The following is a 23315-nucleotide window of genomic DNA, read 5'->3' as shown; positions in this document are numbered from 1 at the left end:
CCTGCCCCGACCGGATCGCCCGACTCAGCTGCCGGCTTCGGCCCGGGAGCCGTATCCGCTGGTCGCGTATCCCCCGGAGCCGTTGCGGCCCGCACCGTCGGCCGGCGCGGCCGATCCACGGCCCTCGAGGTCCCGCAGCTGCGACTCCAGGTACGTCTTGAGCCGCGTGCGGTACTCCCGCTCGAAGGTGCGCAGTTCGTCGATCTTCTTCTCGAGGCCGCTCTTCTGCTGCTCGATCAGGGTGATCGTCTCGTTGTGCTTGCGCTGGGCGTCGCGCTCGAGCGTCGACGCCTTGTCGCGGGCCTGCCGCTCGAGGGTCTCCGCACGCGTCCGGGCGTCGTTCAGCATCGTCTCGGCGCGGCTCCGGGCCTCGTTGACCATGCTGTCGGACTTGGTGCGCGCCTCGGAGAGCAGCTGCTCGGACTTCGTCCGGGCGTCCGAGAGCATCCCGTCGGCCTCGGACTTGGCCTCGGCGGTGAGCCGGTCGGCCATCTCCTGGGCGAGGCCGAGCACCTTCGCCGCCTGGACGTGGTGGTCACCCCCGCCGTTCATCGGCGACGGGTCGGACCCGAAGGGCGGCGGCACCACGTTCTGCTGCGGTGCCGGGGCCTGGGCCACCGGCATCGGCTGCTGCACGGTGCGCGGCGCGTCCTCGACGGGACGCTGCTGCTGCTGGGGCGCCACCATGGTGGTGGTCGCCGCCGGCGGCTGCGCGGGGGCGCTCTGCTGGGACGGGGCCTGGGCGGCCTTCGTCCTCGCGTCGTCCAGATCGGCATGGGCACTCGAGAGCTGCTGCTCGAGCTGCTCGACCTGCTCGCGGAGATCGTTGTTCTCCTCGAGCAGTCGGCCCAGCTCGGCCTCGACGAGGTCGAGGAAAGCGTCGACCTCGTCCTCGTTGTAGCCCCTTTTGCCGATCGGCGGCTTGCTGAACGCGACGTTGTGAACGTCGGCAGGGGTCAGCGGCATCGGATCTCCTCAAGCACTCCTCGGCTGCGGAACCCCAGGTACCTCGGGCTCTTCGAGCTCCGCGACCCGCAGAGTACGACCTCTGCGAGCAGGTGAACCATAGTGGACAGGTCCAGGGTTGCGCTGCGAACAACGCCCGATCGGTGACTGAGCGCCACGGATCAAGGAGCGTCCGCCCACACGCGTACCTCGCGACACGCCGGAGGGCGATCGGCCGGACGGTGCGGGACCGCTCGTCGAGTCCCACCGCCCGTGACCGAGCTGCTCGCCCTGCTCCACAGCCCCTCCGGGGGCCGGTCGGACGCTCGGCGCCCTCGACCGACCACCCGCCGCAACCGCTCGACGAGGGGTTGCCGCCTCTCAGATTCGGTTCAGGAAGACGAGGCGAAAGACGACTCGGCGAACTTCCGCCGGTCGGTCGCGGAGACCTCGACGTTCGGGGGTGAGAGCAGGAACACGCGGTTGGTGACCTTCTCGATCGAGCCGCGCAGCGCGAAGGCCAGACCGGCCGCGAAGTCGACGAGCCGCTTGGCCGCCACGTCGTCCATCTCGGTGAGGTTCATGATCACCGGAATGCCGTCGCGGTAGCGCTCGCCGATGGTCCGCGCCTCGTTGTAGCTGGTGGGCTTCAGCGTCGTGATCTCCGGGACGGCGGGCGTGTCGGGCGCCTTGGCCGCGGGCGCGGCCGGCTCGACGGCCCGCACCGGGCGGGCGGGCTCGTCCAGGGCCAGGGCCGCCGCGCCGGAGGCCGAGAGCGACGCCCCGGACCCGGCGAGGGACCCCGACAGCGAGCTGCCCGACGACGAGCCGGACCCGCCGACCGCGGACAGCGCGCCGGAGCGGCCGGACCGGGCGGTGTGGTTGGGGCCGGTGTTCTGCTCCCAGCTTCGACCCCGTGCACTCGTGCGGACGGACACGTCGGCCTCCTCGTCGCGGTCGCCGGCCGGGGTCCGGTCGGTCTCGGGGGCGAGCCGCGGGGTGTCGCGGCCCTCCGGCTCGGGGTCCCGGGGCCGCGGGGTGCGGGTCCGGTCGTCGGCGCGGGCCGGCTCGGCCCGCCGGTCGAACTCGGAGCGGCGACCGGGCTCGGCCCGGCCGTCGTCGTAGCGGTCGGCCTCGTAGCGGTCCGACTCGTACCGGTCGGACTCGTAGCGCTCGGGGCCGTACCGGTCGGACTCGTAGGAGTCGTAGCGGTCGCCGTCGTAGCGCTCGTGCCGCGGGCGGCGCGAGTAGCGGTCGGCCGGCCCGTCGAACGAGTCGTACCGGTCGCGCGGGTCCCCGGCCCGGGAGGAGCCGACGTACTCGCCGTAGCCGTCGTAGGCGTCCAGCTCGTCCGCGGGCACCATGCCGAAGTACGCCTTCACCCGGTGCAGAGCGGTCATGGCAGCCTCTCCCTTCGCAACCGCCGGCGGGCCGGAGACTGCCGACTTACATCCGTGTCATTCACTCACACGGAACGCTAGCTACCGGGCGCCGAGCAGAGCCGTTCCGACACGCACACACGTCGATCCGTGCTCGATCGCGGCCTCGAGATCCCCGGACATCCCAGCTGAGAGCGTCGTGGCGTCGGGATAAGCAGCGCGGACCCGGGCGGCCACCGCGGCAAACGTGCCGAAGGCCTCGGCGGGTTCGACGTCGCGGGGGGCCACGGCCATCACCCCGTCGAGGGAGAGGTGGTCGCTCGCTGCGACGTGCCCGGCGAGCTCCTCGACCCGGTCGACGGCCACCCCGCCGCGTCCCTCGGCGCCGTCGAGGCTCACCTGCACCAGGACGTGCAGGGGTCCGGTGCGCTCCCCCGCCTCGAGCGCGTTGCCCGCGGCGCGGTCGAGCGCCTCGGCGAGCCGGACCGAGTCGACGGAGTCGACCGCGTGGGCCCACCGGACGAGGTGGCGCGCCTTGTTCCGCTGCAGCCGGCCCACCACCCGCCACCGGACGTCGGCGCCGGGGCGGGCGTCGGCGACCTCCGCGGCCTTGGCGGCGCCCTCCTGCTCCTTGTTCTCCCCGAAGTCGTGCAGGCCGAGGTCGACCAGGTGCACCACGTCGGCCGCCGGCCACGTCTTGGTGACGGCGAGCAGGGACACCTCGGCGGGGTCGCGGCCCGCCGCGCGGGCGGCGGCGTCGATCCGCGCGCGGACGTCCTCGAGGGCACGGGCCAGGGCGGCCCGGCGGCCGTCGGGCCGGTCCGCCTCTCCGGGATCCGCGGTCACCGGCGGTCGTACTCCCACCAGGTCACGCCGGCGAGCCGGCCGGTGGGCCGCGCCCGGCGGTGGCTGAACAGCTGGTCGTCCTCGAAGGTGCAGCGCCCGTCGGTGTCGATCTTCAGCACGCCCTCGTCCCGGAGCTGGCGCACCAGCCCGGCCCGCAGGTCGAGCGACGGCGTGCCGAGCCGGGTGGTGGCCGCACTACCGGGCAGGGCGGCCTCCACCTCGTCGCGCATCGCCGCGGGGACCTCGTAGCAGAGCCCGCAGACGGCGGGCCCGAGCAGCACCTCGGTGCGCTCCCGCTCGGCGCCGAGCTCCTCCATGGCACGCAGGGTGGCGGGCAGCACGCCCGCCGCCGCTCCGGTGCGCCCGGCGTGGGCGGCCGCGACGATCCCCGCCCCGGGGTCGGCCAGCAGCACCGGCGTGCAGTCGGCCACCACCACGACGAGCGCCAGTCTCGGCTGCTCGGTGACCAGGGCGTCGGCCGTCGGGATCTCGCTCTGGGGCCCGTCGACGACCGCGACGTCGGTGCCGTGGACCTGGTTCATCCACGCCACCTTCGCCGGCTCGAGCCCGATCCCGCGGGCCAGCCGCTCCCGGTTGGCGGCCACGGCCGCGGGATCGTCGCCGACGTGGTCGCCGAGGTTGAAGGAGTCGTACGGGGGCTTCGAGCGTCCGCCCGCACGAGTGGTCAGGACACGTCGTACCCGCACGGTGACAGTGTCCCCCGCCGGCTCAGCGCATGAAGGAGGGGACGTCGACGTCGTCGTCCTCGCCCTTGGACTTCGCCGGGGTTCCCGACGACGCGCCGTCGACGGGCGTCGCGCCCGCCGGCGGGCTCACCTCGGCCGGGGCGGACGTGGTGGCCGGGGCGGCCTTGACCTCCTCGGCCTTCGGCACCGGCATCGACGGCGTGGTCGGCGCCGAGGCCACCGACGCCGGGATGTGCGGCTGCGGCTGGTGCGGCGGCGCGCTCGGCGCGCGGTACCCCGAGTCGCCGGCGGCGATCGGGCCGCGGCTGCCACCGGCCGGAGGCGGGCCGCCGCGCTGGCCGATCGCGGCGGGGACGGCCTTCGTGTGGGTCGGGGCCCCGGAGTCGAAGCCCGCCGCGATCACCGTCACCCGCACCTCGTCGCCGAGGGAGTCGTCGATGACCGTCCCGAAGATGATGTTGGCGTCGGGGTGCGCGGCCTCCTGCACCAGCGACGCGGCCTCGTTGATCTCGAACAGGCCGAGGTCGGAGCCGCCTGCGATGGAGAGCAGGACGCCGTAGGCGCCGTCCATGGAGGCCTCGAGCAGCGGCGAGTTGATCGCCTTGCCGGCCGCCTCGACGCTGCGCCCGTCGCCGCGCGCCGAGCCGATGCCCATGAGGGCGCTGCCCGCGCCCGACATGACGCTCTTGACGTCGGCGAAGTCGAGGTTGATCAGACCCGGGGTGGTGATGAGGTCGGTGATGCCCTGGACACCGGAGAGGAGGACCTCGTCGGCGGACCGGAAGGCGTCCATCAGCGACAGCGAGACGTCGCCGAGCTGCAGGAGGCGGTCGTTCGGGATGACGATGAGCGTGTCGCACTCGTTGCGCAGCTCCTGGATGCCGTTCTCGGCCTGCGTCGCCCGGCGCTTGCCCTCGAAGGAGAAGGGCCGGGTGACGACGCCGATGGTCAGCGCGCCGAGCTTGCGGGCGATGCCCGCGACCACGGGGGCGCCGCCGGTGCCGGTGCCGCCGCCCTCGCCGGCCGTCACGAAGACCATGTCGGCCCCCTTGATGACCTCCTCGATCTCCTCGGCGTGGTCCTCGGCGGCGCGCCGGCCCACGTCGGGGGCCGCGCCGGCGCCGAGCCCCCGCGTGAGCTCGCGGCCCACGTCGAGCTTGACGTCGGCGTCCGACATCAGCAGGGCCTGGGCGTCGGTGTTCACCGCGATGAACTCGACCCCCTTGAGGCCGACCTCGATCATGCGGTTGACGGCGTTGACGCCGCCGCCACCGATGCCGACGACCTTGATCACGGCCAGGTAGTTGTGCGGGGGCGTCATCTGATCTCGCCTTTCACTGCGGAACTCGGGACCACGCCGACACGCGGGGCGAACCCTCAACCTTCGACCTCGAGTAGAGGTCTATGCTGCAGTGCCCCCACGCTCCGGCGCCGAGGGCGACCGTAGGCAGCCGACACGGGGCGATGCACGCAGGCGCGCCGCGCGTGTCGCGGGTGGATGTCACCCATCTGCCACACGAGCGCCGAACTCTCGACGCGTGGTCGAGAGTTCGGCGCTCGTGGAGACGATCTCACCCGCGTTGTGTCTCAGCCGGTGGTCACCGCGGCGTAGGACGAGCCGAGCATCGCGTCGGAGAGCTCGTAGGTGGCGGGGGTGCCGATCCCCTTGTCCCGGTAGAGCCCGAGCTTCCAGTAGCTGTACATCCCGGGGTAGAGCGTGCCGCCCGGCGGCTTGAAGCCCGCGAAACGCTGCTGCCCGTCGAGCCAGGCGTCGACGACGCCCTTGGACGGGTCGGAGGAGAACTTCACCCGCAGCACCACGGTCACGACCTTGCCGGGGACGGCCGGGCCGATGACCTTGTCGAAGCTGCGCGACCCGCCCGGGCGGCCGAAGCCCCCGGAGAGCACGAAGTTGCCCTTGCCGATGCGCAGCTCGAGGGGTGGGCTGCCGGTCCCCTCGTTCTTGAACTGGGTGATGAGCTGCCAGGAGTCGGTGTTCACGGGGAACCCGTCGGCCAGCCGCACCGAGAGGCGGACGAAGCGGTCCTGGCCCTCGGTGAAGTTGTCGACGTTCGGCTCGATCTCCGCGCGGGTCCCGCCGCCCGGCATCGTGAACCGGAGCGCCTTGCGCCCGGGGAGCCCGGTGGCGTCGACGACGGTCGGCTTCTTCGCCCCGACCATGTTCCAGGGCGTGTCCTTGAACATGCCCAGGCCCTGCTTCGTCACGTCCGCGGTCCAGATCCGCCCGGCGGCCGCCGGGGCCGGGGCCGGGGGCTTCGTCGGGGTCGACGGCTTGATCGGGATGACCGTCGTGGTGGGGGCCGCGGGCTTCGTCGTGGTGACGGGCGGCTTCGTCGTCGTGGGGGCGACCGTGCCCGGGGCGGGGGCGGCCGTGGACGTCGTCGGGACCGGGGTGGCGGCGGGCGCCGCCGCGGTCGACGCCGTGGTCAGCCACAGCCGCTCCACGGCCGGGCTCACGGCCCCCGACCCGCCCAGCATGACGATGCGGGCCTGGACCTGGGTCGTCATGGCCGGCAGGACGGTGCGGACGTCGTCCTTCGTCGGGAACCAGGGGCTCCACGCGCCGTCGGGCAGGATGCTCCGGACGTCCACCCGCGCCGCGGTGCCCGGGGGCAGGTCGGCGGTGAGCTCGGTGGTCACGGCGTTGGCCGGCACGGCGGGCCGCCGCGGGGCCAGGAGCATGACGCCCTCCGAGCGCGCCTTCTCCGTCGACGGCGCGACGAGGCGGACGGCCCCGTTGACGAGACGGACGTTGGTGTCGTCGCCCCCGGAGACCGCGAGCTCGGCCCCCCAGCTCTCGCCGGTGGGCAGGGCGGTGGCCGAGGCGGCGAACCCGATGACGCCCGCGAGCAGGGCGCCCGCCCCCGCCAGGACGGCGGACCGCCGGCGGGTGCGGCGGCGCCGGTCGCGGTCGAGCGGCGCGGCGGACGGCCGGGCCCCGGGCCCGGCGTGCGGGGAGAGCGGGCGGTCGACGGGTGCTTGCAGATCAGCAGGACGAGACACGGGGGGCCTCCACGGCGGCGGCGGGGACGTACTGCTGGGGACCGACCTGGAGCCAGCGGTCGCTCGTGCCCTGCGAGCCGGCGCGGAGCTGGCCGGCGGCGGTGCAGGTGACGGCCATGCGGGCACCGGCGGCGACGGCGCCGACGGCGGACGAGGAGTCGGTCGGGGCGGAGCGCACGACGATCGTGGGCGCGTTGGTGGGGCGGGCCAGCGCCGACGGTGCGGTGCCGGTCCAGAGGTAGGTGACGGTGACCCAGCTGTTGTCGCGCAGCTGCAGGTCGTCGTAGTAGGTGCCGTCGGCGAGGTCGATGCCCGCGGGGTTGGCGACCCGGCGCCCGAAGCCGTCCTTGCCGCCGTTGTAGCCGCGCTGGTAGGCCGCCTGGGCCTGGGGGAAGCCCTGCGGGAGGTCCTTCCACTCCTGGCGCGCGCCCGGGGTGTTCCAGTAGTCGTCGCGGATGTTCCAGGGGCCGACGTCCCACACCGGCGACCAGGAGCAGCGGCCGTTCTCGGCGCAGACCTTCACGGTGTAGTCCCCGGTGCCCTTCGGGGCGAGGCCGCGGCGCGAGGGCAGCGCCACGAAGTGGTCGCGCGGCTTGACCACGTGGCCGTTGGCCGTCGAGTTCCCGACGAGGCCGATGCGGGTGGCGAACACCCGGCTGGAGACGGCGGGCGTGGCGAGCGGCCCGGCCGGGGTCGTGGTGACCGGCGGCTTGGTCGTGGTCGGGGCGGGGGTCGTCGTCGGGGCCGGAGGCGTCGTGGTGGTCGGCGCGGGGGCGGTCGTGCTCGGCAGGGGCTGGGCCGGGCCGCGGGTGGCGGCGAGCCACAGGCGCTGCAGGGACGGGCTCGCGCCGAAGTCGCCGGCGACGAGCGTGACGCGGGTCTGGAGGTCGGTGGTCGGCTGGGCGAGGACCGCGGGGGCGCCCGGCTCGGCCGGGGTCCACTGGCTCCAGGTCCCGTTGGCGCGCAGGCCGCGGACGTCGACGTGCACCTCGCCTCCCGGCGGCACGTCCGCGGTCGCCCGGGCGTCGACCCGGTCGACGGGCGCGGCGGTCCGGCGGGGCGGCAGGAGCAGCTCGCCCTCGGCGTAGGGCGAGCGGGCGCTCTGGGCGCGCACCACGCCGTCGGCGAGGCGGATCGCGCCGGCGGTCGCGACGACGTTGACGTCGTCCCCGCCGTCGAGGGAGAGCTCGGGGATCCAGGTCTCGCCGGGCTCGGCCGCCCGGGCGTCGGGCGCCACGACGAGGGTCGCGCTCAGGACGGCGCCCACCACCCCGGCCGTGAGCACCGCCGCCAGGGCACGCCGGGCCCGTGGTGGCACTCCCCCGGTATCGCGGTCGCTGCTCATGGTCATCGTGCTCGCACCTTCTCCCCGGCGTCGCTGGACGGCGCAGAGTTGACGCTCCGTGACACGGGTGGGTCAAGCGAAACGCCTGGTGTGCGCGTGAGTGATAACCCAGGGGGTGACAGACGTCGATCGAGGTAATGGCTGCTCAGCGTGCCCCTCGGGCAGGCTCGATCGCCCACGGACGGGGGACCTGGAGCCCGGATGCACACCCACCGTGTGCGGCGCCCCGGACCGACACGGTGACACGCGGTCACACTTCGAGTGGTGATCGAGGGTCGGGGGTCGCGACCCGCGTGACGGCGGGCCCGCACGCTCAACTGACGACGGGGAGCTCCGGGGTGGACACGTCGAAGGTCTGGCCGGGGCGCGTCAGGAGGGGCCCGAGCACGGCGGCCTTGCGCTCGTCCTCGCCGTCGGCGCCCCAGCGGACCGTCCGGCCGCCGTCGACGGTGAAGGAGACGTCGTAGGCGCTCGCCGCCCGGACCTCGGTGACCGTGCGGCGCAGGGCGGGCGGGAGGGCCCCCAGGACCCGGACGGCGGCCACGGTGGCCGGGTCGGCGGGCGACGGGGCGACCGCGGGCGGCAGCACCAGGCGCGGGATCCCGGGGGGCGGGGCCGGGAGGGTGCGGTAGGCGAAGCCGGTGTCGTCGACCAGGGCCACCGCGGGCCCCAGCGGCACGGCGGCGACCGGCTCCCGCTCGGAGACGGTCACCGTCACCGTGCCCGGCAGCGAGCGCCGCACGTCCACGGACGCGACCCGCGGAATCGTCGCCACCCGCGCGTCGAGATCGCTCGTCGAGAGCCACAGCAGCGACGTCTCCGGCGGCACCGCGGCGGCGTCCCGGACCGCCGGCAGGGCCTCGGGCGAGGCCCCGGTGACCTCGACGTCCCGGACGTCGAACACCGGGGAGAAGGCGAGCAGCCACACCAGGCCGCCGACCGCGGCCAGGAGCACCACGGCGGCGGTGATCCGGCGGCGCAGGGCCCGGTGCCGCCGGTTCCGGGCGTCGAGCGCGGGATGGTCGCGCGGGCCGCGGTCGCGCGGAGGGCGCGACGACGGGCGGCGCCCACGTCCGTCGCGGGCGCGCCCGGCGCGGGGACGCGCCGCACCGGAACGGGTCGACGCCCCCTCGGGGGCGCCCTGGCGCGGACGGCGGCCCGACGTCGGCCCGCCCGACCGCGCCATGGCGTCAGCCCCCGACGGGTGCGGGCGCCTCACGGCGCTCGATCTCGGCGAGGACCTCGGGGCCCAGGACGGTGACGTCGCCCGCGCCCATGGTGATGACGAGGTCGCCGGGCCGGGCCAGGTCGGCGAGCAGGCCCGGGACGGCCGCCCAGGACGGCTCGTAGTGGACGTGCTCGGCGGGCAGGGCGACCTCGCGGGCGATCGTCGCGCCGTTGATCCCGGGCTCGGGCTGCTCGCGCGCGCCGTAGACGTCGAGCAGCACCACCTCGTCGGCGAGCGAGAGCGCCTCGCCGAAGGCGGCCGCGAAGTCGCGGGTCCGGGAGTACAGGTGGGGCTGGAAGGCGACGATCAGCCGTCCCCGGTCCCCCAGCACCGGACGGGCCGCGCGCAGCTGGGCGGCGACCTTGGTCGGCGCGTGGGCGTAGTCGTCGTACACCCGCACCCCCGCGGCCTGCCCGCGCAGCTCGAAGCGCCGCCGCACCCCGGTGAACGAGGCGAGGCCCGCGAGCAGGCGGTCGAGCGGGGCCCCGAGGTCGAGCGCGGCGAGCAGCGCGGCGCAGGCGTTGAGGGCCTGGTGCTCCCCCGCCACGCCGAGCCGCAGGGTGTGCTCCCCGCCGGCCACGAGGATCGTCAGGACCCCGGTCGACGCCTCGGCCCGGTAGTCGAGGACCCGGACGTCGTCGGGCCCCGTGGCCGCCCGGCCGTAGCGGCGGACGCGGATGCCGGCGGCCTCGGCCCGGTCCCCCAGCGCCGCGGCGCCGGGGTCGTCGGCGCACACCACGAGGGCGCCGCCGGGCTCGATGCGGCCGGCGAAGGCGTCGAACACCGCGACGTAGGCCTCGACGGTGCCGTGGTGGTCGAGGTGGTCGGGCTCGACGTTGGTGACGATCGCGACCGCGGGCGAGTAGGCGAGGAACGAGCCGTCGGACTCGTCGGCCTCGGCGACGAACACGTCGCCGTGCCCGTGGTGGGCGCTCGAGCCGGAGGCCAGCAGGTCGCCGCCGATCATGAACGACGGGTCGGCCCCGCACGCCTGCAGCGCCACCACGAGCATCGAGGTGGTCGAGGTCTTGCCGGCGCTGCCCGAGACGCACGCGGCCCGGTGGTCGGCCATGAGCTCGGCGAGCACGGCGGAGCGGTGCAGCACCGGGATGCCGCGCGCGGCGGCCTCGAGGAGCTCGGGGTTGTCGGGGTCGGCCTGGTGCACGGCCTTCGTCGTGACGAGGGCCGTGGGGCCGCCGGGAAGGAGGTCGAGGTTCGCGGCGTCGTGCCCCACGGCGATCTCCGCGCCCAGCGTGCGCAGGGCCAGGACCACGCGGGAGTCCTTGGCGTCGGAGCCCGACACCATCGCCCCGCGGGCCAGCAGGATGCGGGCGATCCCGCTCATCGCGGCCCCGCCCGCGCCGATGAAGTGGACCCGCGAGAGCAGCCGCGGCAGCTCGGGCACCACCGACTGCTCGCCGACCGCCATCGTCTCGTCCGTCACCGCTCGTCCCCCCTCGTGCCCGCCACCGCGTCCAGCACCATCCTCGCCAGTGTCTCGTCCGCGTCGGCGTGGCCCGTACGCCGGGCCGCCACGCTCATCGCCGACAGGCGTTCCCCGCTGGTCAGCAGGGGTACGACGAGCTCGACGACGCGCTCCGCGGTCAGGTCGGCGTCCTCCACGATCTCGCCGCCGCCCTGCTCCACCACGGGCAGCGCGTTGAGCCGCTGCTCGCCGTTGCCGTGGGGCAGCGGGACGTAGATCGCGGGCAGCCCGACCGCCGACACCTCCGCCACCGTCATCGCCCCCGACCGGCAGATCGCGAGGTCGGCCGCGGCGTAGGCGAGGTCCATCCGCTCCAGGTAGGGCACCGCGACGTACGGCGGCCGCCCGGGGACGGGCGCGACGTCGACGGTGTTCTTCGGCCCGTGCGCGTGCAGCACCCCGATCCCGGCGCGGGCGAGCGGGCCCGCGGCCGCGGCGACGGCCTCGTTGAGCGAGCGGGCGCCCTGCGAGCCGCCGAAGACGAGCAGCGTCGGCGCCTGCGGGTCGAGCCCGAAGTGCGCCCGGGCCTTCGCCCGCAGCGCCTCGCGGTCGAGGGTGGTGATCGCGCGCCGCAGCGGCATCCCGATCACCCGCGCGTCGAGCCCGCTGCCGGGCACGGCCGCGGCGACGGCCGCCGCGTGCCGCGCGCCGACCTTGTTCGCGATGCCGGCGCTGGCGTTGGCCTCGTGCACGACGACCGGCATCCGGGTCCCGGGCATCCGCGCGGCCAGGTAGGCGGGCAGCGCCACGTAGCCGCCGAACCCGACGACGACGTCCGCCTCGACCTGCTTGAGCACCTGCCGGGTGCGCCGCACCGAGCGCAGCACCCGCCACGGCAGCGCGAGCAGGTCCTTCGACGGCTTGCGCGGCAGCGGCACCGGCGGCACGAGCTCCAGCGCGTAGCCCCGCTTCGGGACGAGCGTCGTCTCCAGTCCGCGCGCGGTGCCGAGCGCGGTGACCCGGGCGTCCGGGCGCAGCCGCTTCACGGCGTCGGCCAGGGCGAGCGCGGGCTCGATGTGGCCGGCGGTGCCGCCACCGGCGACGACCACGGACAGGGGGCTGCGGTCCACGGGCACGGAGAGGGGGCCTCCTAGGTCGCCCGGGCGGGGCGGTGGGGTTCGGGGCGATGGGGTGGTTCGGGGAGCGGCAGGCGCAGGGCGCGCGCGAGACGGCCCTGGCCGTGGGTGCGCAGCGCGGCGGCCGCGTCGGTCTCGTGGCGGGCGAAGTTGGCGAGCAGGCCGCCGGAGAAGAGCGCGAGGGCCAGCGAGGTGCCGCCGGAGGACACCAGCGGCAGCGGGATCCCGGTGACCGGGAGCAGCCCGACCACGTACCCGATGTTGATCGCCGCCTGCACGACGAGCCACACCGTCAGCGTCGAGGCCACGATCCGGATCCACGGGTCGGCCGAGCGCGCCGCGATCCGCAGCCCCGTGTAGGCGAGCGTGCAGAACAGGGCGATCACCGCGAACGCCCCGAGGAAGCCGAGCTCCTCGCCGATGATCGCGAAGATGAAGTCGTTGTCGGCGTTGGGCAGGTAGCTCCACTTGGCGCGGCCCTGGCCCAGCCCCTGACCGAACACGCCGCCGTCGGCGAGCGAGTACAGCGCCTGGCGCGCCTGGTAGGCGGGACCGAGGGGGTCGGCGTTCTCCGGGTCGAGGAACGCGACGATGCGGCTCTGCCGGTAGCTCGCCACCACGCCGAGCACCACGGCCCCGATCACGCCCGACGTGCCGAGCAGCGCCATCAGCCCCAGCGGGGCGCCCGCGAACCACAGCAGGGACACGATGATGACCCCGAGCGAGATCGTGGTCCCGAGGTCGGGCTGCAGCATCACGAGCAGGAGGATCAGCAGGGCGACCGGGACCACCGGCATGAGGGCCTGGCGCCAGCGGCGGGGCGCGGGCCGGTGCCGGGCGAGGACGTGGGCCCCCCACAGCGCGAGCGCCACCTTGGTCAGCTCGGAGGGCTGCAGGGAGACGCCGGCGAACCGGAACCACGAGCGCGAGCCGTTCACCTGCGCCCCCAGGCCGGGCACCAGCACCAGCGCGAGCAGGAGGAGGCAGCCGACGAGCAGCCACGGGCTCGCCGCCCGCCACCGGCGCGGCGGGATCCGCAGGCCGAGCCAGAACAGGCCGGCGCCGAGCACCGCGAAGGTCAGTTGGCGGAAGAACACGCCGTACGACGAGCCGCCGGCCGCGTAGGCGTTCACCGACGACGCCGAGAGCACCATGACCAGGCCCAGGGCGGTGAGCAGCCCGAAGACGGCGAGCACCAGGTGCAGGCTCGTCAGCGGTCGCCCGAGCCACTGCGAGAGCGCGCTGCCGAGCGCCCGGACGTCGGGCGGCGCCTGCCGGGTGCGGGTGGCGCGCGTGGTCCGCGGGGAGCTCCGCCGCTCGCGCGCCGGGGAGGCCGTCACGGCGTGTCCGACGACGGGTCGGCCTCGCGGCCGGCCACACCGGCGACCCGCTGGGCCGCGGCCGCGAACGCGTCCCCCCGGGCGGCGTAGTCGCGGAACATGTCCATCGAGGCCGCGGCCGGGGCCAGCAGCACGACGTCACCGGGGCGGGCCAGGGACGACGCGGCGGCCGCGGCCCTCGTCATGGCATCGGGGTCCATCCGGCCATCGTCGCCCCCGCCCACGTCGACGACCGGCACCTCGGGGGCGTGTCGGGCCAGCGCGTCGAGGAAGCGGCCCCGGTCGAGGCCGAGCACCACCGCTCCGGCGAACCGCCCGCGGTGGGCGAGCACCAGGTCGTCGACCTCCGCGCCCTTGAGCATCCCGCCGGCCACCCACACCACGCGGGAGTGCGCGGCGAGCGACGCGGCGGCCGCGTGCGGGTTGGTGGCCTTGGAGTCGTCGAGCCAGCGCACGCCGCCCGACTCGGCGACGACGGCGCCCCGGTGGGCGCCGGGCGCGTAGGCGCGCAGCCCGGCCGCGACCGCCGCGGCGGGCACCCCGTGGGCCCGCGCGAGGGCGGCCGCCGCGAGGGCGTTGGCCTCCCCGGGCAGCCCCGGCGGCGCGATGTCGCCGGTGGTGGCGAGCGCGGCGGGGTGCCTGTCCTCGGCGCCCGAGTCGTCGAAGGCCCGGTCGACGATGGTGCCCACCCCGCGCGACGACACGAGGCCGATCTCCCCCGGCCCCGGCTCGCCGCGGGTGAACCCGACTCGCCGTCCGGGGGCCGCGCGCAGCAGGGCGGCCGCGCGCTCGTCGTCGAGCCCGCCGATCGCGATGCCGCCGCGCAGCACGCGCGCCTTCGCCTGCGCGTAGGCCGCCATCGAGCCGTGCCAGTCGAGGTGGTCGTCGGCGACGTTGAGCACCGCCCCCGCGAACGGCGCCACCGAGGGCGACCACTCGAGCTGGAAGCTGGAGAGCTCCACGGCGAGCACCCGGTGCCCGGCGCGCAGGGCGTCGACCACCGGGAGCCCGATGTTGCCGCAGGCCACGGCGTCGGCGCCGGCGGCCAGCAGGATCGCCTCGAGCATGCCGGTCGTCGTGGTCTTGCCGTTGGTGCCGGTGATCGCGAGCCAGCGGGGCGGGCCGTCGGGGCAGACCGCGGGGTCGTGGCCCAGGCGCCAGGCGAGCTCGGGCTCCCCGATCATCTCGACGCCGACGGCCCGGGCGGCCAGCGCGAGCGGCGAGTCGGGCCGGAAGCCGGGGCTGGTGACGACGAGGTCGCAGCCCGCGGGCAGCGCCGTCAGGTCGGTGGAGAACGCGGCCTTCCGGTCGGCCAGGGTGTCGAGCTGGGCCGGGTCGGCGTCGGCGACGGTCACCCGGGCGCCCACCTCGAGCAGCACGTCCACCACGGACGCGCCGGTGCGCCGCGCCCCCGCGACGAGGACGTGCCGGCCGGTGAACTCCCCGTCAGCCACCGGACGCGGCCAGCCACTCGCTGTAGAACAGCCCCAGCCCGAGAGCGCAGCAGATCGCCGCGAGCAGCCAGAACCGGATGATCACGGTGGTCTCCGCCCACCCGGCGAGCTCGAAGTGGTGGTGGAACGGCGCCATGCGGAACAGGCGACGCCTCGTCGTCCGGAAGACCGCGACCTGCAGGACCACCGACAGCGCCTCGACGACGAACACCCCGCCGAGCACCACGAGCAGCAGCTCGGTGCGGGTGACCATCGCGAGGCCCGCGAACATGCCGCCGAGCGCGAGCGAGCCGGTGTCGCCCATGAAGATGCGGGCCGGGGCGGCGTTCCACCAGAGGAACCCGATGCAGGCGCCCATGCCCGCGGCCGCGACGAGGGTGATGTCGAGCGGGTCGCGCACCTGGTAGCAGCCCGCCTCGATCGCGGTGCCGCAGGCGTTGCGGAACTGCCAGAACGAGACGATCAGGTAGGTCGCGAGCACCATCGCCGAGATGCCCGCGGCGAGCCCGTCGAGGCCGTCGGTGAGGTTCACGGCGTTCGAGGCGGCCGTGACGATGAGGTAGCAGAACAGGATGAACCCGAAGGTCCCGAAGCCGACCACCGCGATGTCGCGGACGAACGAGAGGTTCGTCGAGGCCGGGGTGAGGCCCTGCTCGTCGCGGAACTGCAGCGCGAGCACGCCGAAGATCACGGCGGTGACGAACTGCCCGACGAGCTTGGCCGTCTTGTTCAGCCCGAGGTTGCGCTGCCGACGGATCTTGATGAAGTCGTCGAGGAAGCCCACCACGCCCAGCGACGTCATGAGCAGCAGCACCAGCAGGCCCGACGCCGAGATCGAGACGTCGGCGGTGAGGTGCGAGGCGAGGTAGCCCACCCAGATCGCGATGAGGATCGCGACCCCGCCCATCGTCGGGGTCCCGCGCTTGCCCTGGTGGCTCTGCGGGCCCTCCTCGCGGATCTCCTGCCCGAAGCCCTGCCGGATGAACAGCCGGATCACGTAGGGCGTGAGCAGGATCGAGACCGCGAGCGCGACCCCCGCGGCGACCAGCACGCCCCTCACTGCGCCCCCTCCCCGCTCGCCAGGCCGGACTTCCCTGCCAGCGTGCTCCGCTGACCGCTGCGGTGGTCCATCAGTGCCTGCGCGACCTTCTCCAGCCCGGCGGAGCGGCTGGCCTTGACCAGCACCACGTCCCCGGGTTCGGCGTGGACCGCCTCGACGGCGGCCGTGGCGTCGGGCACCAGGTCGGACGCGAGGCCCGCCGAGCGCGCGGCCTCGTGCACCCCGCGGGCGGCCTCCCCCACGACGACGAGCCGGTGCAGGCCGGTGCTGGCCGCGAGGCGGCCCAGCTCGGCGTGCGCGGCGTCCGCGTCGTCGCCCAGCTCGGCCATCGGGCCGAGCACCGCCGTGTGCCGTCCCCCCATGGCCGCGAGGGTCGTCAGCGCGGCCCGCATCGACTCGGGGTTCGCGTTGTAGGCGTCGTTGAGGACCTTCACCCCGTCGGCGCGCTCGCCGACCTCCATCCGCCAGCGGCTGCGCGGGGTCGCGGCCGACAGCGCGTCCGCCACCTGCCCCGGCGTCAGCGCCGTGGTCTCGAGGGCGATCGCCGCGGCGACGAGGGCGTTGTCGACCTGGTGCGCCCCGCGCAGCCCGAGGGCCACGTCGGCCTCCCCGACCGGGGTGACGAGGCGGAACCGGGCCCGGCCCTCGTCGTCGAGCACCTCGTCGACCGCCCGGACGTGGGCCTCCGCCGCCCGCCCGGCGTGCACCACGCGGGCGAGCGTGCGCCCGGCCATGGCCGCGACCACCGGGTCGTCGGCGCCCAGCACCGCGACGCCCGAGGCCGGCAGGGCCTCCACGAGCTCGCCCTTCGCAGCCGCGATCGCCGCCCGGGAGCCGAACTCGCCGAGGTGCGCCGACCCCACGTTGAGCACGGCCCCGACCCGCGGCGGCGCCACGCGGCACAGCGACGCGATGTGCCCGGGGCCGCGGGCGGAGAGCTCGAGGACGAGGTGGCGGGTGGTCGGGTCGGCCCGCAGGACCGTCCAGGGGTGCCCGAGCTCGTTGTTGAAGCTGCCCGGCGGGGCGACGGTGGGCCCGTCGAGCTCCAGCAGGGTGGCGACGAGGTCCTTGGTCGAGGTCTTGCCCGACGAGCCGGTGAGGCCGGTGACGCGCAGGCCGTCCAGCCGGTCCACGACGGCGCGCGCGAGGGTCTGCAGCGCGACGAGCACCGCCGCGCCGCCCTCGTCGTGGGCGGCCTCGGAGACGGTGGCCCCGCGGATCGGCTCGACGATCACCGCGGGCGCGTCGACCTCCCGGGAGGCCAGCACCCCGGCCGCTCCGGCGGCCACGGCCGTCGGCGCGAAGGCGTGGCCGTCGACCCGCTCCCCCGGCAGCGCGACGAACAGCCCGCCGGGGCCGACCGCGCGGCTGTCGAACTCGACCGTGCCGGTGACGCGTTCGTCCCCGGTCGCCCGGTGCAGCCGTCCGCCGACCAGGCGGGCGACCTCGGCGAGGGTCAGGTCGATCACGCAGGATCCTCTCGCAGGGCGGGGTCGGCCAGGGCGGCCCTCAGTTCGTCCACGTCGGAGAAGGGCAGGGTCTCGGCGCCCACCTTCTGGCCCGGCTCGTGGCCCTTGCCGGCCACGACCACCACGTCCCCGGGCCGGGCGGCGGCGACGGCCGCCCGGATCGCGGTGCGGCGGTCGCCCTCCTCGATCACGGTCGCACGAGCACCCTCGGCGCTCCGCGCCCCGTCCAGCATCGCGGCGCGGATCGCGGCCGGGTCCTCGCTGCGGGGGTTGTCGTCGGTGATCCAGGCCAGGTCGGAGAGCTGCGCGGCGAGGGCGCCCATGACGGGCCGCTTCTCGCGGTCGCGGTCGCCACCGCAGCCGAGCACCGTGAGCAGCCGGCCGGCCGGTCCCCCGTCGCTGCGCCGGCCCTGGCCCGCCTCCTCCCGCAACGTCGTCAGCAACGCCTGCACCGCGGCGGGCTTGTGGGCGTAGTCGACGACCGCGAGGAACGGCTGGCCGGCGTCGACGCGCTGCATGCGCCCCGGCACGGTCACCGCGGCCAGCCCGGCGGCAAGCGCCGCGGGGTCGAGGCCCGCGGCCTGCCCACAGGCCAGCGCGACGAGGGCGTTCGCGACGTTGAACCCGCCCGGCAGACGCAGCTCCACCGGCAGGTCGAGGCCGCCGGGCCCGAGGGCGCGGAAGGTCTGCGTGCCGTCAGGGCGGGCGACGACGTCGGCCGCGGTCCAGTCGGCCCCGACCCCGGTCGCGCTGACCGTGACCGTGCCCGGCCGGACCAGCCGCGGACCCCACTCGTCGTCGACGCAGACCACGTGGTGGGCGGCGCGGCCGTCGAACAGGCGCGCCTTCGCCGCGAAGTAGTCCTCCATCGTCGGGTGGAAGTCGAGGTGCTCGGCCGAGAGGTTGGTGAACGCGCCGACCGCGAAGGCCGTGCCGCCCACCCGCCCCTGGGCCAGGGCGTGGCTGGAGACCTCCATCGCGGCGTGGGTGACGCCCTGCTCGACCATCGTCGCGAGCAGCCGCTGCAGGTCGGGCGCCTCGGGCGTGGTGAAGGCGCTCGGCACGTGCCGGCCGCGCATCCGCGTCTCGATGGTGCCGATCAGTCCGGTGGTCGCGCCGGCGGCGGCGAGGGCGGCCTCGAGCAGGTAGACGGTGGTCGTCTTGCCGCTGGTCCCGGTGACGCCGAGCAGGGCCAGGTGCGTCGACGGGTCGCCGTGGATCAGCGACGAGGCGGGACCCAGCGCCGCCCGTGGGTCGGGGTGCACCAGGACGGGGACCGTCCCGACGACGTCGCGGGTCGCCCCGGCGGCGTCGGTGAGGATCGCGGCGGCGCCCCGGTCGAGGGCCTGCGCGGCGAAGTCGGCCCCGTGGGCGCTGGCCCCGGGCAGGGCGGCGAAGAGGTCGCCCGGGCGGGCCTCGTGGGCGCGCAGCGTGGCGCCGTGCACGGTCGTGGCGGGGTCGCCGAGGAGCTCCGGGGCGATCCCGGTGGCCTCGGCGATCCGGGCGACGAGGGCCGCGAGGGTCGTCGTGCGGATCGTCCGGGGGCGGACGGGATCGTCGTCGGGCGCTGCCTCTCCCCGGGGTTCGGGGGACTCCACCGGGGGCTCCACGGCGGTCCGGCTGGGCGCGGGCGGCACGCGCGGAAGGTTACTCACCGTCCGGATGGGACCCACCCGCGCCCTCGGTGCGCCCGAGAGCATCGAGGTGGGCCCGCACCGCCGCCCCCGCCCGCGCCTCGTCGCCGGTGGCGAGGAGGTCGAGCAGGGCGCCGCGCAGCACCGCGAGCACCAGCACCCGCTCGGCCACCCCCGCGGCGGTGGTGCCCCGCCGGGTCGGCTGGTGGGCGGCGAGCAGCAGGTCCCAGTCGGTCACCGTCTGCGCGGCGAAGCCCGCCCAGGGGCCCGTCGGGTCGCCCACCGAGCGGCTGTAGGCCTGCAGCCAGAGCCGCCCGAGCCCCCGCTGCGTCGGCGCGGCGAGCACGCCCCAGAGCGCCTCGGCGACGGTGACGAGCCCGGCCTCGTCGGGCAGGGCGTCGAGGGCCCGCAACTGGTCGGTGCGGGCGCGGGTGAGCAGGGCCCGGACGAGGCCGTCCCGGTCGCCGAACAGGGTGGCGAGCTCCGGCGGGGTGGTCCCGATCCCCTCCGCCAGCGGGACCGGGTCGAGGTCGTCCCAGCCGCGGTCGAGCACCCGGCGGTACGCGGCGTCGAGCAGCTCCCGCCGCCGGCCGGTGCCCTCGGGGATCGTCGTCGCCGTCACGGCGACCAGTGTGGGATCAGGACCTCACGGCAGCTGCAGCGGGACCACGCGCGGCGGCGCCGTCGAGACCGGCACGTCGCCGTGGGCGGCGAGGTAGGTGCCGATGTCGTGGAACAGCGGAGCCGCGGAGTCGCCGCCGGGCGGGGCGTCGAGCATCAGCGCGACGACGTAGCGCGGGTTCTCGGCGGGGAACATGCCGGCGAAGGTGATCCAGTAGGTCGACTTGGCGTAGCAGCCGCAGCTCGGGTCGACCTGCTGGGCGGTCCCGGTCTTGCCCGCCACCGGGTAGCCGTCCATCGACGCCTTCGCGCCGGTGCCCTCGTTCGGGCTCTTGGCGGTCTGCGTGACCGACTGCAGCATCTGGCGCATCGTGGCCGCGGTCTGCGGGGACATGGCCCGCACCGGCTCGGGGGCGGCGGTCGGCGTGCGGACCCCGTCGGGGCCGACGGTGGCCGAGACGACCCGCGGCGGGACGCGGACCCCGTCGTTGGCGATCGCCTGGTACATGCTCGCCATCTGCAGCGTCGTCATCGACAGGCCCTGTCCGATGGGGAGGTTGCCGAACGTCGAGCCCGACCACTCCTCCCGCGGCGGCACCGAGCCGCCGCTCTCGCCGGGCAGCTCCACGCCGGTGCGGGTGCCGATCCCGAGCTTCGCGAGCATGTCCGCGAACCGGTCGGGCCCCACGCGCTGCGCGGTCATCAGCGTCCCGACGTTCGAGGACTTGCCGAGGATGCCGTTCATCGTCATCGGGACCGGGCCGTGCGACCAGGCGTCGTTGATGGTGCGGTCGGCGACCTTGATGTTGCCCGGCACCGTGACGACGTCCTCGGGCCGGATGAGGCCCGCCTCGAGCGCGGCGGAGAAGGTGACGGCCTTGTTGACCGAGCCCGGCTCGAAGGGCGTCGTCACCGCCGGGTCGCCCTGCACGGGCGCGCCGCCGACGCCGGCGTTGGCCAGCGAGAGGATCTGGCCGGTCTGCGCGTCGAGGACCACGGCGCTGCCGTCCTTGGCCCCGGTGCGCGCCACGTAGGCGGAGAGGCGGTCCTGCACCGTGTACTGCAGGTCGGCGTCGAGGGTCAGGACGACGTCGCTGCCGGCCTGGGCGGGCTGCTCGGCCCGCGTCGAGCCCGGGATCACCGCGTCGCTGCCCTCGGCGGTGTCGACCACGCGGTAGCCGTCGGCGCCGGCGAGGACCTTGTCCTCGGCGCTCTCGAGCCCGACGTTGCCGTTGATGCGGCCCTTGTCCATCGACCAGGACGCGCTGCCGACCACCGACCCGCCGACGTCGCCGGCCGGGTACTGGCGGGACTCGCGGTCCTCCTGGGCGATCTCGGGGAACTGCTGGCGGATCGTGCGCGCCGCGGTCGGGTCGACCAGCGGGGCGAGCACGACGTAGGCGCGGTCGCTCATGAGTGCCGCGTAGAACGGCGCGGGGTCGGTCCGCAGGATGGCGCCCATCCCCTGGGCGATCTGCGCCTTGCGCTGCTCCGGGGTGGGCGAGCCCGGGGTGTCGCGGATCTCGGGCTTCGACCAGTCGGCCGTGATCCGGCGCGGGTTGGCCACCAGGGCCTTCGCCTCCACCGAGAACGCCAGCGGCGTGCCGGTGCGGTCGAGGATCGCGCCGCGCTCGGCCGGCACGACCTGCTTGGTCATCCGCTGCTTCGCCGCGTCGGCGGCGAGGTCGCCGGCACTGATCGCCTGGACCTCGACGAGCTTGCCCGCGGCGATCAGCAGCATCACGACCAGCACCAGACGCCCGATCCGCAGGCGCCGCCGGGGATCCGGCGGGCGGGGGGTCCCGCGGCGCGGGCCGGGCGGCCGGGGTGGTCCCGACGCCGGCGCGCCGGAGGGCGGGAGCGGCCGGCGCGGCGGCGGGCGGTCGTCCCAGCCGCCACCCCGGCCGCGGTCCCGGGACGGCGGGCGGGTGAGTGTGGCGGGCGGGCGCGGCATCAGCGGCCTCCGGCGGCGGCGTTCGTCGTCCCGGCGGTGGCGTTCGTCGTGCCGGCCGTGGCGTTCGTGGGCGCGGCGGGCGCGGTGGTCGTCGTCCCGGCTCCCGCGGGGGGCGGGGCGGGCGTGCCGTTCGTGGCGGCCTGGACCCCGGTGGCGGGGTCGGCCGCGAGGGCCTCGGGGTCGGGCGCGCCGTTCGCGGGGGCGGCGGGCGGCGGCACGGGGGCGGGCGGCGGCGCCGCGGCCTTCGCCTTCTGCGGGGTGCCGACGACCTGGCTGGTCCCGTCCGCGCGCACCAGGATCACCGCGGGCACGCCGGCCGGCACCATCCCGATCCGCTGGGCGGCCGCCGCGAGCGCGGGCGCCGACTGCATGGCCGCGACGTCGCGGTGCAGCCGCTCGACCTCCTCGGTCCGGTCGCGCGTGGCCTGGCGGGCGTCGTCGAGCCGGTAGGAGTCGGCCGCCGCGGCGGTGGAGAGCCACAGCGTCGCGACGAGGCCCGACGTCAGCAGGACCATGATCAGCAGGACGAACGGGGCGGTGCCGCCGGTGGCCTCGGCGTGGACGAGGGCCGTGGTCCGGGCCTTCCTCGCCGAGGGGGCCGGGGTCCGCCTGCTGGTGGCGCGGGCCTTCGCCCCGGCCGCCGTGGAGCTGGTGGACCTCGCCGCCGGGGTCCGGCGCGGGGTGGGCTCGGCGGTCCGTGTCCCGCGCTCGAGCGTGCCAGAGCTCATGCCGCCGCCTCCCGGACGCGTTCCGCGGCGCGCAGCCGCACCGATGCCGCCCTCGGGTTGAGGGCGACCTCCTGCTCGTCGGCCTGCTCGGCGCCGCGCGTCAGCAGCGTGAGCTCGGGCTGGTCCTGCTCGCGCAGCACCGGCATGTCCGGCGGCGCGGTGGGTCGCGACCGTGCCGCGAGGACCCTCTTGACGATGCGGTCCTCCAGCGACTGGTAGCTCATGACGACGATGCGGCCGCCGAGCGCGAGGACGTCGACGGCGTCGGGGATCGCGCCCTTGATCGCGTCGAGCTCCCCGTTGACCTCGATGCGCAGGGCCTGGAACGTCCGCTTGGCCGGGTGTCCCCCGGTACGCCGAGCCGCGGCCGGGATCGCCTGCTCGAGGAGGGCGACGAGCTCCGCGCTGGTCCGCAGCGGAGCCCGCCGCCTCGCACGAACGACGGCCTCGACGATCCGCTTGGCCGCGCGTTCCTCCCCGTGGTCCCGGAGCACGCGCACCAGCTCGCCGGGCGCGTAGGTGTTGAGCACGTCGGCCGCGCTCGGGCCCGTCGTGGGATCCATGCGCATGTCGAGGGGTGCGTCGCGTGAGTAGGAGAAGCCGCGCCCGGTCTCGTCGAGCTGCAGGGAGGAGACCCCGAGGTCGAACAGGACGCCCTGCACGGGGCCGAGGCGCAGGTCGTCGAGCACCTCGGCGATCTCGTCGAACACGGCGTGCACGAGGTGGGTGCGGTCGGCGAAGGGGGCGAGGCGCTCCCCCGCGAGGCGCAGCGCCTCGGGGTCGCGGTCGAGCCCCACGAGCGTGAGCCCGGTGTGCCGGGCGAGCAGGGCCTCGGCGTGGCCGCCCATGCCCAGGGTGCCGTCGACGACGACGGCGCCGGGCCGGCTCACGGCCGGCTCCAGCAGCTCGAGCACGCGGGCGAGCAGGACCGGGACGTGGCGCTGAGAGGTCGGGACCTCGTGCGGCGGGGGCGCGTCGGGCTCCATGGTCGCGCCTCCCCCGTCCGCCCTGGTGGTCCT

General features: G+C 75.8%; 19 protein-coding genes. All 19 read right to left on the bottom strand.

Translation table 11 applies throughout. The annotated features are described in order from the left end of the window. Nucleotides 1-24: 24 nt before the first annotated feature. Nucleotides 25-966, bottom strand: coding sequence for a DivIVA-like cell division protein Wag31 (gene wag31, locus ACFPBZ_RS09150; protein ID WP_378035718.1), 942 nt, complete (start codon nt 964-966; stop codon nt 25-27). 371 nt (nt 967-1337) lie between these two features. Then, the gene (locus ACFPBZ_RS29610; protein WP_417281522.1) at nt 1338-1883 is read right to left on the bottom strand and encodes a cell division protein SepF; all 546 of its coding nucleotides are present in this window, start codon (nt 1881-1883) and stop codon (nt 1338-1340) included. Between the two features lie 543 nt (nt 1884-2426). Beyond that, nucleotides 2427-3170: a YggS family pyridoxal phosphate-dependent enzyme gene (locus ACFPBZ_RS09140; protein WP_378035717.1), complete on the bottom strand. Its 744-nt coding sequence runs from the start codon at nt 3168-3170 to the stop codon at nt 2427-2429. Further along, on the bottom strand, nt 3167-3877 hold the full coding sequence (pgeF, locus tag ACFPBZ_RS09135) for a peptidoglycan editing factor PgeF (RefSeq protein ID WP_378035716.1): 711 nt from the start codon (nt 3875-3877) through the stop codon (nt 3167-3169). Before pgeF ends, ACFPBZ_RS09140 begins: the two co-directional genes overlap by 4 nt. Nucleotides 3878-3899: 22 nt before the next feature. Then, nucleotides 3900-5198 carry a cell division protein FtsZ gene (gene ftsZ, locus ACFPBZ_RS09130; RefSeq protein ID WP_378035715.1) on the bottom strand — a complete coding sequence of 433 codons (1299 nt, stop codon included), beginning with the start codon at nt 5196-5198 and terminating at the stop codon, nt 3900-3902. A gap of 266 nt (nt 5199-5464) precedes the next feature. Next, a complete protein-coding gene (locus tag ACFPBZ_RS09125; RefSeq protein WP_378035714.1) occupies nt 5465-6901 on the bottom strand; it encodes a polysaccharide lyase in 1437 nt (478 codons plus the stop codon). Next, a complete protein-coding gene (locus ACFPBZ_RS09120) occupies nt 6885-8252 on the bottom strand; it encodes a hypothetical protein (RefSeq protein WP_378035713.1) in 1368 nt (455 codons plus the stop codon). Before ACFPBZ_RS09120 ends, ACFPBZ_RS09125 begins: the two co-directional genes overlap by 17 nt. 307 nt (nt 8253-8559) lie before the next feature. Next, entirely contained in the window at nt 8560-9432 is an 873-nt protein-coding gene (locus tag ACFPBZ_RS09115) for a cell division protein FtsQ/DivIB (RefSeq protein WP_378035712.1), read from the bottom strand. Between the two features lie 4 nt (nt 9433-9436). Continuing rightward, nucleotides 9437-10903 carry a UDP-N-acetylmuramate--L-alanine ligase gene (murC, locus tag ACFPBZ_RS09110; protein ID WP_378035782.1) on the bottom strand — a complete coding sequence of 489 codons (1467 nt, stop codon included), beginning with the start codon at nt 10901-10903 and terminating at the stop codon, nt 9437-9439. 11 nt (nt 10904-10914) lie between these two features. After that, nucleotides 10915-12030, bottom strand: coding sequence for an undecaprenyldiphospho-muramoylpentapeptide beta-N-acetylglucosaminyltransferase (gene murG / locus ACFPBZ_RS09105; protein WP_378035711.1), 1116 nt, complete (start codon nt 12028-12030; stop codon nt 10915-10917). A gap of 20 nt (nt 12031-12050) precedes the next feature. Beyond that, nucleotides 12051-13376 carry a putative lipid II flippase FtsW gene (ftsW, locus tag ACFPBZ_RS09100; RefSeq protein WP_378035710.1) on the bottom strand — a complete coding sequence of 442 codons (1326 nt, stop codon included), beginning with the start codon at nt 13374-13376 and terminating at the stop codon, nt 12051-12053. Next, on the bottom strand, nt 13373-14830 hold the full coding sequence (gene murD / locus ACFPBZ_RS09095) for a UDP-N-acetylmuramoyl-L-alanine--D-glutamate ligase (protein ID WP_378035709.1): 1458 nt from the start codon (nt 14828-14830) through the stop codon (nt 13373-13375). Before murD ends, ftsW begins: the two co-directional genes overlap by 4 nt. Beyond that, nucleotides 14823-15890, bottom strand: a complete 1068-nt coding sequence (gene mraY / locus ACFPBZ_RS09090) for a phospho-N-acetylmuramoyl-pentapeptide-transferase (RefSeq protein ID WP_378035708.1) — start codon at nt 15888-15890, stop codon at nt 14823-14825. The genes murD and mraY overlap by 8 nt, the downstream gene beginning before the upstream one ends. After that, a complete protein-coding gene (locus tag ACFPBZ_RS09085; RefSeq protein WP_378035707.1) occupies nt 15887-17359 on the bottom strand; it encodes a UDP-N-acetylmuramoyl-tripeptide--D-alanyl-D-alanine ligase in 1473 nt (490 codons plus the stop codon). Before ACFPBZ_RS09085 ends, mraY begins: the two co-directional genes overlap by 4 nt. After that, on the bottom strand, nt 17356-19014 hold the full coding sequence (locus ACFPBZ_RS09080; protein ID WP_378035706.1) for a UDP-N-acetylmuramoyl-L-alanyl-D-glutamate--2,6-diaminopimelate ligase: 1659 nt from the start codon (nt 19012-19014) through the stop codon (nt 17356-17358). Before ACFPBZ_RS09080 ends, ACFPBZ_RS09085 begins: the two co-directional genes overlap by 4 nt. Then, on the bottom strand, nt 19007-19615 hold the full coding sequence (locus ACFPBZ_RS09075) for a TetR/AcrR family transcriptional regulator (RefSeq protein WP_378035705.1): 609 nt from the start codon (nt 19613-19615) through the stop codon (nt 19007-19009). The genes ACFPBZ_RS09080 and ACFPBZ_RS09075 overlap by 8 nt, the downstream gene beginning before the upstream one ends. Nucleotides 19616-19639: 24 nt before the next feature. Further along, a complete protein-coding gene (locus ACFPBZ_RS09070; protein WP_378035781.1) occupies nt 19640-21355 on the bottom strand; it encodes a peptidoglycan D,D-transpeptidase FtsI family protein in 1716 nt (571 codons plus the stop codon). Between the two features lie 212 nt (nt 21356-21567). Then, nucleotides 21568-22296, bottom strand: coding sequence for a cell division protein FtsL (gene ftsL / locus ACFPBZ_RS09065; protein WP_378035704.1), 729 nt, complete (start codon nt 22294-22296; stop codon nt 21568-21570). Continuing rightward, the gene (gene rsmH, locus ACFPBZ_RS09060) at nt 22293-23282 is read right to left on the bottom strand and encodes a 16S rRNA (cytosine(1402)-N(4))-methyltransferase RsmH (protein ID WP_378035703.1); all 990 of its coding nucleotides are present in this window, start codon (nt 23280-23282) and stop codon (nt 22293-22295) included. Before rsmH ends, ftsL begins: the two co-directional genes overlap by 4 nt. Between the last annotated feature and the right edge of the window lie 33 nt (nt 23283-23315).

Origin of the sequence: Actinomycetospora atypica, assembly GCF_042653685.1 — a bacterium.
Lineage (GTDB): Bacteria > Actinomycetota > Actinomycetes > Mycobacteriales > Pseudonocardiaceae > Actinomycetospora > Actinomycetospora atypica.
Note: the sequence above shows the minus strand (reverse complement) of the source record. Positions and strands in the feature narration are given on the sequence as shown.

Coding starts and splice junctions, on each gene's coding strand:
- ftsZ (WP_378035715.1), bottom strand. CDS start 5,198: ATGACGCCCCCGCACAACTACCTGGCCGTGATCAAGGTCGTCGGCATC.
- rsmH (WP_378035703.1), bottom strand. CDS start 23,282: ATGGAGCCCGACGCGCCCCCGCCGCACGAGGTCCCGACCTCTCAGCGC.
- ACFPBZ_RS09070 (WP_378035781.1), bottom strand. CDS start 21,355: ATGCTGCTGATCGCCGCGGGCAAGCTCGTCGAGGTCCAGGCGATCAGT.
- ftsL (WP_378035704.1), bottom strand. CDS start 22,296: ATGAGCTCTGGCACGCTCGAGCGCGGGACACGGACCGCCGAGCCCACC.
- ACFPBZ_RS09120 (WP_378035713.1), bottom strand. CDS start 8,252: ATGACCATGAGCAGCGACCGCGATACCGGGGGAGTGCCACCACGGGCC.
- wag31 (WP_378035718.1), bottom strand. CDS start 966: ATGCCGCTGACCCCTGCCGACGTTCACAACGTCGCGTTCAGCAAGCCG.
- murC (WP_378035782.1), bottom strand. CDS start 10,903: ATGGCGGTCGGCGAGCAGTCGGTGGTGCCCGAGCTGCCGCGGCTGCTC.
- ACFPBZ_RS09115 (WP_378035712.1), bottom strand. CDS start 9,432: ATGGCGCGGTCGGGCGGGCCGACGTCGGGCCGCCGTCCGCGCCAGGGC.